Below are 14,190 nucleotides of genomic sequence, written 5' to 3'. Positions count from 1 at the left end.
AATATGGATGTAAATGAACTGACATCTATGTTTGCAGAAGCTATTTTTTTGGTGGTGGCGATGGTCGGGGTGCTGGTTGTTCCTGGATTACTGGTTGGTCTGTTGATTGCGGTATTTCAAGCGGCTACACAGGTGAATGAGCAAACCCTTAGCTTTTTGCCGCGACTGGTATTGACCTTATTGATGGTGCTCTTTGCAGGGGAGTGGTTATTACAGCAGATAAGCGACTTGTTTCAACGCTTATTCCTCAATATTCCGCATATCATAGGTTGATGAAGATGGCGCGGACGTTAATCTTGGCAGAGGCACGCGCTTAATGCTGTCGCTCACTGCGGTGCAAATCAGTACCTTTATAGCAACATTTTGGTGGCCGTTTTGTCGAATTATGGGCGCCTTTATGGTGATGCCGTTTCTGGGCAGTAGCTATGTTCCTGTGATGGTGCGTATTCTTTTAGCCATTAGCATCTCGGTATTGATTGCGCCAATTCTGCCACCTTTTCCTGAAGTGGATGCTATCTCGCTACAAGCATTGTTTCTCGGCATAGAGCAACTGTTGGTTGGTTTTATGTTGGCGTTATTCTTGACCATTATGATCCATGTTATGTCCCTAGTCGGCGCGATGATGTCAATGCAGATGGGGTTAGCAATGGCGATCATGAATGATCCGGCAAATGGCGGCTCGAACCCTATTCTAGGGCAGTGGTTTTTGCTTTATGGCACGCTGCTTTTTCTTGCATTGGATGGTCATCTCGTGGCGTTGGGCATCTTGGTTGACAGTTTTCGACTCTGGCCGATTGGGATGGGGGTGTTTGACCTGCCTTTAATGGGACTCATTGGCCGAATAAGTTGGATTTTTGCGGCTTCATTCATGTTGGCACTACCTGCTGTGCTGGCGATGTTAATGGTGAATGTCACTTTTGGGGTGTTAAGCCGCGCTGCGCCCTCTTTAAATGTGTTTGCTTTGGGCTTCCCAATGTCGATGCTAATGGGCCTTTTGTGTGTGTTCTTCTCTTTTAGCGGGCTACCTAGTCGCTATAGTGACTTGTGTTTAGATGCTCTCTCGGCCATGTATCAATTTATTGGTGGTGTGCCATGAGCAATAAAGATAGTGGCCAAAGTAAAACTGAACAAGCCACACCACAGAAGCTTAAAAAGGCTAAGAGTGAAGGCCAAGTTCCTCGCTCTAAAGACCTCGCTTCATCGGCACTTATTATTGGCTGCTCATTAATGCTGACCACCAGTGCGGATTGGATTGCTGCTAAAGTGGCAAAGATGACGCGTACCAATATGTCATTTACCAAGGCGCAACTGGATGAGCCTGGCATGATGATGCGCCACTTAGGGCAATCATTATTAGAGGTGCTGAATATACTTGGGCCGCTTTTTCTGATGGTTGCCTTGATCGCTATGGTCGCAGGAGCAATGCCTGGTGGGCCAATATTTAACTTTAAAAATGCGGCATTTAAATACAGCCGAATTGATCCTATCGCCGGTATAGGTCGAATGGCATCGGTGAAGTCTTTAGTTGAGTTAGTTAAGTCGATTCTGAAGATTGTGTTGTTGATGGGCATTATGTGGCTCTTTCTTGAGAAAAATCTACAAACATTGCTGAGCTTTAATCAGTTACCGGTAGATGAAGCGGTATCTAAAGGCATCGAGATGTTATCGCTTGGGATGTTTTTTCTAGGGCTCGGTCTACTGCTTATTACCTTTATTGATGTGCCTTACCAATATTGGCATCACCACAATGAGCTAAAAATGTCTCTGCAGGAGGTGAAAGATGAGCATAAGCAGCAAGATGGCAAGCCTGAAATCAAAGCGAAAATACGACAAATGCAACAACGTATTAGTCGGTCTCGAGCCGATATATCAGTCCCAAAAGCCGATGTGTTGTTAGTTAATCCGACCCACTATGCTGTAGCACTTAAATATGACATTGATAAAGCTGACGCGCCTTATGTGCTGACAAAAGGCACAGATGAGCTCGCGCTGCATATGCGTGAAGTGGCTAAACGCCATGATGTCGAGGTTATTGAGCTGCCGCCACTAACTCGCGCTATTTATTACTCTACAAAAGTGGATCAGCAGATCCCCGCAGCGCTCTTTATCGCAATTGCTCATGTTTTAACTTATGTGCTGCAAATCAAAGCCGCAAGACAGGGTAAGCAAGCTCAGCCCGAGCCGTTACCACACTTTTTTATTCCGAAAAACTTACGACACGACTAAAGGATATTCGATTTCATGAACTGGTTCTCGCGCACTTTTTCCGGCAGTCCAAGCTATATCGGCATTCCGATTATGCTACTCACCATTTTGGCAATGGTGATTTTACCTTTACCGCCATTCCTACTGGATATTCTCTTTACCTTCAATATTGTATTGGCGGTGATGGTGTTACTTGTTGGCGTATCGATTCGGCGACCACTAGAGTTCTCGGTATTCCCTACAGTGTTGTTACTGGCGACGCTTTTGCGCTTAACCTTGAATGTTGCTTCTACGCGGGTGGTATTGATAGAAGGGCATCAAGGTGGTGATGCTGCTGGTAAAGTGATTCAAGCTTTTGGTGAGGTGGTGATTGGCGGCAACTATGTGGTTGGTGCGGTAATATTTTTGATCTTAATGATCATCAACTTTGTGGTGATCACTAAAGGTGGCGAACGAATTTCTGAAGTGTCAGCGCGTTTCACACTCGATGCATTGCCCGGTAAACAGATGGCAATTGATGCCGATCTAAATGCGGGGATCTTGACCCAAGAGCAAGCAAGAGATCGTCGACAAGAGGTGGCACGCGAGGCTGATTTCTACGGTTCTATGGATGGTGCCTCCAAGTTTGTTCGTGGTGATGCCATTGCAGGGATTCTAATTTTAGCCATCAATATGCTGGGCGGTCTCGCTATTGGGGTCTTCATGCATGACCTTAGTGCAGCCGAAGCCTTTAAAACCTTTGCTTTACTGACGATTGGCGATGGCTTAGTGGCGCAGATCCCATCACTGTTATTAGCGACAGCTGCGGCGATCATTGTTACGCGTGTCTCGGACGCCGAAGAGATGCCCGAGCAGTTGCGACAACAACTTCTGGCTAACCCTAAAACATTAGCCACGGCCGCCATCGTCATGCTGATCTTAGGCTTAGTACCTGGAATGCCTACTTTTGTCTTTCTAGCCTTTGCCGCTTTACTTGGTTTTTCTGCCTGGAAACAGAGTCAGCGCAATCCTGTGATAGCAGAGTCGAAAGTCGAAGCTCAAATCGAAACTAACTTAAGTGAGCCTTCGGCCCCTAGTTGGGATGCTTTGCCATTCACTGATTTGATTGAAGTAAGACTGGGATATCGCTTGGTACACTTGGTTGAGCGCAGCAAAGGTGCCGAGCTGCAAAAGCGCTTAACGGGGATACGCAGAACGCTGTCTGAACAGGCTGGTTTTCTTCTGGCAGAAGTTAGAGTTAGGGACAATTTGTCGTTAGCCCCGAATGCGTATCAAATCAGTTTAATGGGTAACCCTGTGGTATCTGCAGAGCTGGATCCTGAGCGGTTGATGGCAATTAAAAGTGGTCCTGTATTTGGAGATATAGATGGTGTTATTACCAAAGAGCCTGCTTATCAGATGGACGCAACTTGGATTGAACAAGAAGCTAAAGCCAATGCGCTTAACCTCGGCTATTCAGTTGTAGACAATGCCACTGTGATTGCCACCCATGTTAGTAAATTGATCCGGGAGTCACTTCCAGATATGTTGCAGCATGATGACGTTCTGGCATTGAGCGATCGCCTAGCGAAACAATCACCTAAGCTTGCTGAGTCGCTTAATGCTGCACTACCTCCTATTTTACAGCTCAAAGTATTTAGGTTGCTGTTGAAAGAGCAGGTCTCTTTGAAAGATATTCGCACCATTGCTACTACTTTGCTTGATTGCAGCGAGAATAGTAAAGATCCAGTATTGCTGGCGGCAGATGTTCGCTGCGCACTGAGAAATACAATTTTGCACTCAATCGTCGGTGCAGAGCCTAAATTGAATGTGATGACCTTGGCGCCAGAGTTGGAACAGACCCTGATCACTGCGCTTAACCAAGCCCAGCAGCAGGGCAAGGTTGCACTGGATAGTTTTCCGGTTGATCCGCAACTACTGGCACAGTTACAGCAAAGGATGCCAGAGTTACTGGCGCAAGCAAAAGAGCATGGTCATAGCCCATTGCTGCTGGTCTCGCCGCAATTAAGACCTATTTTGGCACGGTATGCATTAGCGTTTGCCCGAGGTTTGCACGTGCTGTCATATAATGAGATCCCTGAGACTCGAGAGCTAATGGTGGCGGGGCAGTTAGGATAATAAATTGCTATTTGACCTATTAGGCCAAATAGCAATTGAGCATGAGGGGGGTTTAAGTTTGCTGTAAAAATGCCAGCAGTGCGCTTAGGGCTAGGTTTCTGGCCTTATCGCGCTCCATGAATATTTCATGGCGAGCATAGGGAATTTTGAGCAGCTTGCATTGACCTGTAGCCGCTTTTTTTTGAGCGGTATTACTGACAATAGTGTCTTCTTCAGCTTGCAATACTAGCAAGGGAATATCAATATTCTGTGCGGCCTTAATGGCATCATCGCCGGCGTCGATTGACTCTACCAGCCAATGATTAGTCGGCGAACCTAGCTGTAACTTGGGCTCTTGCTCATAGAGTTTGCGATAATCTTGGTAACGCAGTTTACTGTTGGTGAGATCGTTCTTGTCGAACTCATCTGCATGGTAACCTTTGCCACCCAATACATAATTTGGTTGCTGTTTGTTATGATTATCGAGTCGTGCTGCTAACCAACGAATAAAGCGTTTAGGCAAAGGTAGTTTAATGCCATACATAGGTGCAGAAAAAACGGCGGCTTTAAACACTCCTGAATGCTGCTCTAGGTATAAAGTACCAATTGCGCCTCCCATGGAATGTCCTACTAGAAAGTAATCTTCTTCTGGCTGTGGCTTTACAACTTTGTTGATAAAATCGCCAAAATCGTCGACATAACGCTGGAATTTGTCGATATGTCCTTTATGTGGATCTGTGGTTGTTCTGCTGGAAAGGCCCTGTCCACGATGGTCAATGGCAAATAAACTGTAACCTTGCAGGTACAGATCAAACATCAACTCTTTATACTTCAAATAGGACTCAACTCGGCCGCTACTGAGTACAATTGTTCCTATGCTATTTGGATTGATGATGCAGGCATAAGCCAGGCTGACATCATCATTTGCTTTGAAACTTGATTGAGTCACTTGCTGCCAAAATGCAGTTTGTTCTGGGCTATTGAGGTGATGCTCTGATGAAAAGGAACTTGCAGTGCTTAATGATGGAGCGGGCTCAGCGGCATTCGGCATAATGATTATCTAAAGAATAAGGTTAGCTGCAGTGTAGCAAACTCCTTGTGGGGATAAAATGGCCGCTTATTGCGGCCATTGATATACTGATTGCTATTATAGTGCGGCTTGCTGTTGCTTGATGAAGTCGTTAATTTGCTGCTCAAGAATCGACATTGGCACTGATCCATTGGCTAATACTGCGTCGTGAAAAGCTCGAATATCAAAATTCTCGCCTAGTGCTTGTTCGGCTTGAGCACGCAGGCGCTTAATTGTTAACTCGCCAATCTTGTAAGACAGAGCCTGTCCAGGCCAAGAGATGTACCGGTCGATTTCGGTGGTAACATTATGCAGCGACAGGGCCGTGTTACTTGCCATAAAGTCCATCGCTTGTTGACGGCTCCAGCCTTTGGCATGCATGCCTGTATCGACAACTAATCTTGCTGCGCGCCACATCTCATAGGTTAGGCGACCAAAATTGCTGTATGGATCTTGGTAAAACCCTGCCTCTAACCCTAGGTACTCAGAGTAAAGTCCCCAGCCTTCGCCAAATGCAGAAATATAGCTGTAACGTCTAAAATCAGGCAGATCGGTTAACTCACGATTGAGTGAGATTTGTAGATGATGACCAGGCACCGCTTCATGCAATGTTAGGGCTTCCATCTCATACAAAGGGCGTTTATCGAGTGCATAGGTATTGACCCAGTAATAGCCGGGCTCATCGTCACGGTTGGAGCCAGAGTATCTGCCGGTTGTGTACTTTGGGGCTATTTCCGCAGGCACTGGTGCTATACCGTAAGGTTGGCGTGGCAGCTTACCAAAGTACTTAGGTAGCATGGCATCGGCTTTCTTAGCAATATAGGCCGCTTCCTTTAGTAGCTCCTCAGCCGTTTTAGGGTAAAACTGTGGATCGGTTCTTAAGAAGTGTAAGAAGTCAGCAAAACTCCCTTCAAACTCCAATTCGTCGATGATCTGCTGCATCTCGGCGCGAATACGTTTAACTTCGCTTAACCCCAGTTGATGCACTTCATCTGAAGTCATGTCTAAAGTCGTGTAGTAACGTACTCTATTTTCGTAGAATGCTTCACCGTCGGGTAGCTTTGAAGCGGCGATGTCATTACGGGCATTGGGTATATACTCATTGACCATGAAATCGTAAAACGCTTGATACTCTGGTAGCACGGTATCTGTAACCAATGCTAAGCCTTGCTCGGTGAGCGCGACTTTTTCTGCGGCAGTGAAATACTCAGGGTACTCAGTAAAAGGGCCGTAATAACCACTTTCTTTTGCTGGCACTATGAAGGCGCTGATACTTGTTTCAAAGCCATTAAGGGTGACTTTTGCCGGCGTAATTCCTGCTTTAAGACCCTGTTTTAACCAGTAGGTTTGCTGAGCAAAGTAAGTAGGTAGCGCTTTAAGTTGGCTGATGTAATTTTGATAGTCTTCAACTTTTGCAAATCGCCCTTTTGAGATAGAAGCTATATAGGCATGAAAGCCACTTTCTGCAGACAGGGGAATGTAGTGATCTTTATAGCGATATTGGTCAACACTATTCTGTACTTGGTCCTGCAGGATTTTAGCATTAATAACGTCGTCAGCACTTAACTCTGCTCGGTTTAGTGCTTTTATCTGGCTGAGTAATTCAATGCGACGCTGGTTGAGTGATGCCAGTGACTCTGGTGATAAGTTTTGTAATTTTCCCGCCGCTGATTGAGCACCCAAAGAGTAGGCAAGGCTTGGGCTTTCATCTAAAGAGATCTGCCAAGAGGTATCGATAGCTTGTTGCAGTTGTGCGTTTATCTGTGATTTTATCGGCGCAGTGGTAGCGCTAGGTTCGCTAACTGACGAGGTTGGGGCGGTTTGACAGGCGCTTAAGCCGATAATTAACACCGAGGGTAGTAGGTATTTATACATGATATGTCCGTGATTTTGTTATTATTGTAAGCTCGATTATGCCTATTGTGTTGTTAAAGGTCACGTAGGAAAGTTATACCAAATGTTATGAGAAGTATGGCCTTTATGATTGAGCTTATCTGACTTTATAAGGGGTTATACGGCAGGTACAAAAAAACCGGCCTTAGCCGGTTTTTTATGAGGTTATCTAATGCTAATTAGTATAAGACTAGATAACGCGTGAGAACTGCTGCTGTCTTGCTTTCTCACGGTAGTAAACATCAAAACAGATACAGATGTTACGGATCAACAAGCGGCCAGTTGGGCTGATGGTGATCTTTCTATCTGTGATGTCGACTAGCTTATCGTCAATGAACGTTTGCAGTAGCTTTAAGTCTTCTACAAAGTACTCTTCGAAGTTGATATTCAGCTTCTCTTCAATTTGTGCCATATCTAGGTCGAAGTGACAGATAAGCTGCTTAATCACTACGCGACGAATTTCATCGTCACGGTTTAAGCCACAACCTTTCCAAAGTGCATGGCCGTTAGCATCGATAGATTCGAAGTAAGGACGGACATCTTTTTGGTTTTGTGCGTAACAATCGCCAATCTGGCTAATTGAAGAAACACCTAAACCAAGTAGGTCACATTCTTCTTGGGTCGTGTAGCCTTGGAAGTTACGGTGCAAGCGACCTTCATTTTGAAGAATTGATAATTCATCATCTGGTTTAGCAAAGTGGTCCATACCGATATATTGGTAACCGGCGCCCGTTAAGGTTTCGATTGTTTGATGCAACATATCTAGCTTTTGCTGTGGAGACGCTAAGTCTTCATCTTTAATCTTACGCTGCGCTGCAAAACGTGATGGCAGGTGAGCATAGTTAAAGACAGATAAACGATCTGGATCGAGATCGAGTACGCGTTGCATGGTTTCTGCAAAGGTCTCTGGTGTCTGGTGAGGCAAGCCGTAGATAAGGTCGATGTTAGTAGAAACAAAGCCAAGCTCTTTTGCGCGTGCCATCAGGTCAAAAATGAACTGTTCATCTTGTTCACGGTTAACCGCAATTTGTACTTTCTTATTGAAATCTTGCACACCAATAGAGATACGGTTGAAGCCCGCTTCTTTTAGGGTGTCTAGCATAGACAGCTCAATTTCACGTGGGTCGACTTCAATTGAGTACTCGCCGACTTCTGCTACGTTAAAGTTAGCTTTAACAAGTGCAGATAATGTTAGGATTTGCTCTGGAGTCAAGAATGTTGGTGTACCGCCACCCCAGTGAATTTGGGTGACTAAATAGTCTTTGAATAACGGCGCACGCTTAACAATTTCAGCTGCTAGGTATTCAATGTACTGATCAGCTTTATGTTGGTGGCGTGTGATGACCTTATTACAGCCACAGTAGTAACAAAGCTTTGCGCAAAATGGGATATGAATATAAAGAGAAAGCTTATCACTTTTGCTATTTTTGATGGAGGTCAGCAATTGATCTTCGGTAAACGAATCGTCGAACTCTAGCGCCGTCGGGTAAGAGGTATAACGCGGTCCGCTATAATTGTACTTTTCGATCATTGACTGATCCCAGCTAATTTGTGTGGGCTGCTTCAAGGCATGTCCTCCGACGTTTAGTAATTTAGCAACATGTGAAGTATGCATCGTAATTAGTGCAATAACCTTGATCCATGTTGTAAATTTGGAATGTGGGTAACAAAGAGCAACAGAATATCGCTGAATTTAAGCTCTATGTCTGCGCTGTTAAGTAGATTTTGTGCACAGACTCACCCAATATTATTAAAATCTTCTATAAGTGCGATCTGGGTAGAATCTAGATAGAGAGATAGTACAAGCTTTAACCATAGTTGTTGATGCTGATTAGTGCAGTGACGCTGCATCGAATTCGCTAAGTTGTTTAGCCTCTTCGAGTATTTGAACTTCGAGCTCTGCTTCTGATTTCATACGAGTATAGTCGAGCTTCATGCGTTGTTGTTTTGACAGCGTTTTACGCTGCTCTTTAATTGGATGCTCTTTTATTACTTCAAAATGTTTGAAAGTCGCAGGGTACTTCTCGCTAACAAGTTCTGACATACCTACCAAATTGAATAGTTTGGCGATACGCATTACTCCTTCAGAAAGCTCGCAACGCTCTTCTAGCATGGCTGCTGCGATGTAGCGAATGCTGTCTAGCAACTCTTCAGACTTTGCTTTAGCGGCTTCAGCTTGCTGTTGTTGCTGCTTTGCCCTAGCTTGGTTTTGCTTGCGTAAGCGCAGCAGTAGCGAGGTCGCATAAGCGGTGAGTGCAACGAGTATAAAAAAGCCAATAACAATAAGCGCTGTGGTCATGCTAGGTCCTGTTGCGGTTAAAAAGCGTTCTAATTAATTGGATAGCAGATAAAAATATGGCATCAATAAAGATGCCATAAAGTGTCGGTATATTGAGAGCTAGTCGTTCTGGTAATCTTTTAGCAGATCGGCACCAGATTCAAACTTGTCGAATAGGTCGTCATCAGAGACTGCTTTCTTCGCTTTAGGTTGCTCCTCTTCATCAGATAAGCCGAGCTTATCTAACAGAGTTTCAATTTGAGTTAATTGCTTATCTAACCACTTCTGGTCATCTTGGTTAAGGCTCTTACCCTCTTCAAGCATGTCTAGCAGGCTATTGAGCCTAGGATCTTCCTCAAGCTTTAATAACTTCTGTTCATCAGTCAGTTTCGGCCCTTTAGGCTTACTCTCTACTTTTTTCTCTTTAACAATATTGAGCTGAACAGGTTTCTTGCTGCCATGACGAGGGTCGCTGTTTTTGGCGCTGCCCCCATTGGCTTGGTTTTCAATCATCGAAGCGTTGTGACGGCTTCCCGCTTTATTGCCAGCAACCTGTTTTTTACCCGCAAGAACTCGTTCGTGCTTCTTGGTTCTTGGAGCTAATTTTGGAGCATTTTCGTTGCTCTTACGCGTTTTCTTACTACGGGACATGATTCGCTTATCTCGATAACTTAAAAGACTCTGCTGCTGACAGAACTAGTTGTCTCTATCAACAATTGAAGTTTGGTCGCGTGTTATACCAGATCCTGATGGTTTTTGCACCAGAATGAGATCGTTTGCTGCAAATAATAGCTTAAAACCGTCATTTTCAGCCAGATATTTGAAACTTTGCTGTTGGTAAAAGCTTACGTGGGTAAGGTTGTTCTTATAATGCCATTTATCAAATCCAGCTAAATCGGTAAGTAATGGCGTGTTAATCGCAATCCACCCCCCCGGCTTAACTCGCTCACATAGCAGGGTCCACTCTTTGCGCGGGAACTTAAAATGTTCAAATACGCGATAACAACAGATGAAGTCATATTGCAGGTTTAGCTGCTTAGTCCACGGGGCAAGGCTGGGATCATACTGGTTTATTTGGTGGCCGCGCTCAGTCACTCTTCGTAAATTTTTGGGATTAAGAGTTCTACCAAAATTGAGCCCAAGCAGAGAGTGGTCTGTGGTTTCACATTGCAATACTAAATCGAATAGAAATTGAGATAGCGATTTTTGCTTGTTGTTGGCTAAGCGATACTTTTGCAGTTCTGCGGTGTGTGGCAGGTGTGAATTTGCGTCTGCAAACACCAGTTCACATTGGTGACAGCGGTATAAGCAGCGTTTTTTATTCTCAAAAAATATCTGATTGTTGTCACTAAAGCATAATGGACATCGACGCATTAAAACGACTCCAGCTACATTAATGGTGAGAATAGCCGCAAAGGCTGTTGAAGAAAAGAGAGAGTAGCCACTCAACAACTTGACTTGATATTAACATATAAACCAATTGTTTGAGTGATACCAATTGCATTAAGTATTTGACCAGTTCAGAGCCCCTCAGCCTTTTCAATTCAAAGCGCATTGGTAAAGAAATGGTTATTCCCTTTTAAGCCAATGCAAAGCAGAAGTGGAAAGACTGAGGGGCTCACGTAGTGCGGGTTTCAAAACGCTGTATGCTTCGCTATGGGATTTGGATATACGACTAAATGGATTTAGGAGGTAGAGCGAAGCAGGATGCCAGAGCCGAGAATAACTATTAGCTCAAATTCCACTACTTGCCTACAGCGTTTTGAATTCCCGCTGAATGGTCAAACTTTTAATGCAATTGGTATGAGGATAAACCAGTATAAAGATTGGTGTATTTTAGGCAATAAAAAAGGCGACAGATAAACTGTCGCCTATAAAAGTGCAATTAGCACCAATTCTTATTTCAAGTATCCGTACTTGCTAGTGACTATCCCGGTCAATATTCGTCTTATTTTTATTGCTTTCCGTGCAATTATTTTAGTTTATGGTCTTCCCGACACTTTATTTTTAGTCCTGTTGTCTTCCTGACCACAGCTTCCGTAGATGGTCTTCATGACACATCACAATCCTATCGTCTATCAATGACGCCTAAGTAACCATCCTTGTTAGGTGTATCTAAGTATCTTCCAGTGATAACAAGCTTCCAGCGAGTGCATCCAAAGCAATTAGCTTCCTATGCCAATGTTTGTATCCTACAAACATTCTCCTATTGGTGCGCGTTTCTCTGAATGTAAGGGTAAATGCTAAATAGCGCTTTGGCCTTCCTAACCAAATCCTTACTAAAATTCTTACGACCGGGACTTCAAACTGAAATCTCTGCTCTTATTATTTTTAGTGAGTGGTCTCAATAATATTATTATTATTTCGTTAATTTATTCTTATATCTTAAATGTAAAAATACCAAAATCTGCAAGTTATTATTAAATAATTTTTGTACTAACAGTTGGGTTCATCTCGGTACGGGGCTCATTAAACCGAAATCTGTGATCACTGTCAAGTAAGTTTTTACTGGTAGTTTACGTAAACGTTAACTAGATGAAATAAAAAAGGACAGCATTGCTGTCCTTTTAGTATTAACTAATATTTACTTAAGGCTTGATATATATTTAGATAATGCGTCCATATCGTCAGCATTTAGCTTCTTAGCAATATCTTGCATCATGCCATTTAAATCGTTGTTACGATTTGTATCATGAAACTTATTTAGCTGGATCTTGATGTAATTAGCGTGTTGTCCGCTAACATCAGGGAAACCTGCAGCTTCAGATCCTTTACCTTCAGGTCCGTGACAAGCAATACATGCTGTAATGCCACGAGCAGAGTCACCGCCTTTGTAAAGCTGTTCACCTAAAGCAGGAACATCTTTAACTTCGATAACTTGTTTGGTTTGACTTGCATAGAATGCTGCGATATCAGAGATATCTTCGTCGCTAAGCATCATAGCCATGCCGCCCATGATTGGGTCTGCTCGGCCTTCTTTACCACCTGATTTTGCCGCGCTGCGGAAATCATGTAGTTGCTTTTCGATATAGGTCGTTTGCTGACCAGCAAGTTTAGGGTACATGTCTATCATGCTGTTGCCGTCAACACCGTGACAAGCAGAACAAACAATGGCTTTGGTTTTTCCTGCTTCAGCATTACCTTCAGCCATTACAGGTGAAGACATTGTGGCTAAAACAGACAGCGCAAGAGCTAACTTTTTCATGGCGTTCCAACTTCTTATTAAAATATTTGTCCTGAGCTTACTAGGAAGACCCGCAAGCGTGATAAAATGTATTTTATGTGATCGGGGTAATATTTTACACGAAATTGTGAAAATGTAAGCAACTCTTCGATATTTAACAGAGTTAGTTGAGAAAATTTTGGAGTTAATTGTGAGTGAATCTCGTATCGATTTCCGTAAAGCAGAGTTTTTAATTAGTGCGCCGGACATTGCGCACTTAAATGAATACCTCCCAGGTGACGTTGGGGTGGAGATAGCCTTTGCGGGTCGTTCGAACGCAGGTAAGTCCAGTGCGCTAAATCTATTAACGGAGCAAAAAATTGCACGTACCAGTAAAACGCCTGGTCGAACGCAGTTGATTAACGTGTTTAAACTAGACAAACATCGCCGTTTGGTGGATTTGCCGGGTTATGGTTTTGCTCAAGTTCCATTGGCACTAAAAAAGAAGTGGCAGCAGGCGCTAGGTGAATACTTACTTAAGCGAGAATGTTTAAGTGGCGTTGTAGTTTTGATGGATATTCGTCATCCACTGAAAGATCTTGATATGCAGATGATTGAGTGGGCGGTAGAGAGCGATATTCCCGTTTTAGCACTATTGACCAAGGCTGATAAGTTGGGTCAAAGTGCCAGAATGAAGATGGTTAATGAGGTTCGAAAAAAGTTGAGCAACTTTGACGATGCCGTAAAAGTAGAAGCCTTTTCTTCATTGAAAGGGATTGGCAAAGGCAAAGTTTTGGGTATTCTTGACCAGTGGTGCAAACCAGAGTGGTTGCAAGAGCAGTTGACTGCTGAGTCGATTGAAGCTCAGATTGAGTCAGGTAAGTAGCAATCTAGTCACTGTAAGAATTCTAATATGAATAACGCTCCTAATGATAGGGGCGTTTTTTTTAGCCAAAAAAAAACCGACGGAATAAACCATCGGCGTAAATTAGCTCTTTTGGGGAGAAGCTAAATTCAACAAGACTCAAGACCTACCAAACTATGTTGATAGTGCTTAATGAACACAGCATAACCCTTTTTTTAGTCGAATTAAAGTAATTACTCTAAAATTAATTTAAGACGAAAAAAAGCCCCAGCAGATTAGATCTGCTGGGGCGCCATAATTTGGCAATTCACTTCAAATCAGCGAATTTAAAAAAAGGTCTGAAAGATAGAACATCTTAACCTCTGTACCCTACGCAGAGAATATTACCCTATTAACCGTATTATGAAAAACAGTTTTTGTAAAAAACACACAATAATGTGACGCCGATCTCAAGAATCGTTCAATAAAAATACATATTCTGATCAGTATATTTCATATTACTGATTTAAAAACATAGGCTTGCATTGCTTTCTAATTGAACAATTGATTGGCGAGATAGATTTTTGATTTTCTATTCAGCGGGCGAATTGGTTAGCCGTTTTTTACAAGGGGCTGTTAGG

General features: G+C 43.4%; 12 protein-coding genes. 5 read left to right on the top strand and 7 right to left on the bottom strand.

What is annotated here, in order from left to right:
* Positions 1-3 precede the first annotated feature (3 nt).
* From SWP_RS22535 to flhA, 4 genes are read left to right on the top strand one after another with little or no spacing between them, the layout of a single operon-like run.
* A complete protein-coding gene (locus SWP_RS22535; RefSeq protein ID WP_020915027.1) occupies positions 4-273 on the top strand; it encodes a flagellar biosynthetic protein FliQ in 270 nt (89 codons plus the stop codon).
* 43 nt (positions 274-316) lie between these two features.
* The gene (gene fliR / locus SWP_RS22530) at positions 317-1,096 is read left to right on the top strand and encodes a flagellar biosynthetic protein FliR (protein ID WP_020915026.1); all 780 of its coding nucleotides are present in this window, start codon (positions 317-319) and stop codon (positions 1,094-1,096) included.
* Positions 1,093-2,226, top strand: coding sequence for a flagellar biosynthesis protein FlhB (flhB, locus tag SWP_RS22525; protein WP_044556198.1), 1,134 nt, complete (start codon positions 1,093-1,095; stop codon positions 2,224-2,226). Before fliR ends, flhB begins: the two co-directional genes overlap by 4 nt.
* A gap of 15 nt (positions 2,227-2,241) precedes the next feature.
* Positions 2,242-4,323 carry a flagellar biosynthesis protein FlhA gene (gene flhA / locus SWP_RS22520; RefSeq protein ID WP_020915024.1) on the top strand — a complete coding sequence of 694 codons (2,082 nt, stop codon included), beginning with the start codon at positions 2,242-2,244 and terminating at the stop codon, positions 4,321-4,323.
* 52 nt (positions 4,324-4,375) lie between these two features.
* On the opposite strand, the gene SWP_RS22515 is transcribed toward flhA, so the two are convergent.
* The 7 genes from SWP_RS22515 to SWP_RS22485 form a co-directional block, all read right to left on the bottom strand.
* Positions 4,376-5,353 (bottom strand): alpha/beta fold hydrolase, encoded by a 978-nt coding sequence (locus SWP_RS22515; protein ID WP_020915023.1) that lies wholly within the window; start codon positions 5,351-5,353, stop codon positions 4,376-4,378.
* 96 nt (positions 5,354-5,449) lie between these two features.
* Entirely contained in the window at positions 5,450-7,246 is a 1,797-nt protein-coding gene (locus SWP_RS22510) for a DUF885 domain-containing protein (protein WP_020915022.1), read from the bottom strand.
* Positions 7,247-7,454: 208 nt separating this feature from the next.
* Complete coding sequence (hemN, locus tag SWP_RS22505; protein ID WP_020915021.1) at positions 7,455-8,831, bottom strand: oxygen-independent coproporphyrinogen III oxidase; 1,377 nt, start codon at positions 8,829-8,831, stop codon at positions 7,455-7,457.
* A 264-nt stretch (positions 8,832-9,095) separates the two neighbouring features.
* On the bottom strand, positions 9,096-9,563 hold the full coding sequence (locus SWP_RS22500) for a DUF2489 domain-containing protein (protein ID WP_020915020.1): 468 nt from the start codon (positions 9,561-9,563) through the stop codon (positions 9,096-9,098).
* A 99-nt stretch (positions 9,564-9,662) separates the two neighbouring features.
* A complete protein-coding gene (gene yihI, locus SWP_RS22495; RefSeq protein WP_020915019.1) occupies positions 9,663-10,193 on the bottom strand; it encodes a Der GTPase-activating protein YihI in 531 nt (176 codons plus the stop codon).
* Between the two features lie 45 nt (positions 10,194-10,238).
* Complete coding sequence (locus SWP_RS22490) at positions 10,239-10,916, bottom strand: class I SAM-dependent methyltransferase (protein WP_020915018.1); 678 nt, start codon at positions 10,914-10,916, stop codon at positions 10,239-10,241.
* A 1,210-nt stretch (positions 10,917-12,126) separates the two neighbouring features.
* Positions 12,127-12,747: a c-type cytochrome gene (locus SWP_RS22485; RefSeq protein WP_020915017.1), complete on the bottom strand. Its 621-nt coding sequence runs from the start codon at positions 12,745-12,747 to the stop codon at positions 12,127-12,129.
* A 169-nt stretch (positions 12,748-12,916) separates the two neighbouring features.
* Here SWP_RS22485 and yihA point away from each other — a divergent pair, with 169 nt between their 5' ends.
* Positions 12,917-13,591 carry a ribosome biogenesis GTP-binding protein YihA/YsxC gene (gene yihA / locus SWP_RS22480; protein WP_020915016.1) on the top strand — a complete coding sequence of 225 codons (675 nt, stop codon included), beginning with the start codon at positions 12,917-12,919 and terminating at the stop codon, positions 13,589-13,591.
* The last annotated feature ends 599 nt before the right edge of the window (positions 13,592-14,190 follow it).

Origin of the sequence: Shewanella piezotolerans WP3, from assembly GCF_000014885.1 — a bacterium.
GTDB lineage: Bacteria > Pseudomonadota > Gammaproteobacteria > Enterobacterales > Shewanellaceae > Shewanella > Shewanella piezotolerans.
This window is presented reverse-complemented; position numbering and strand designations above follow the sequence as displayed.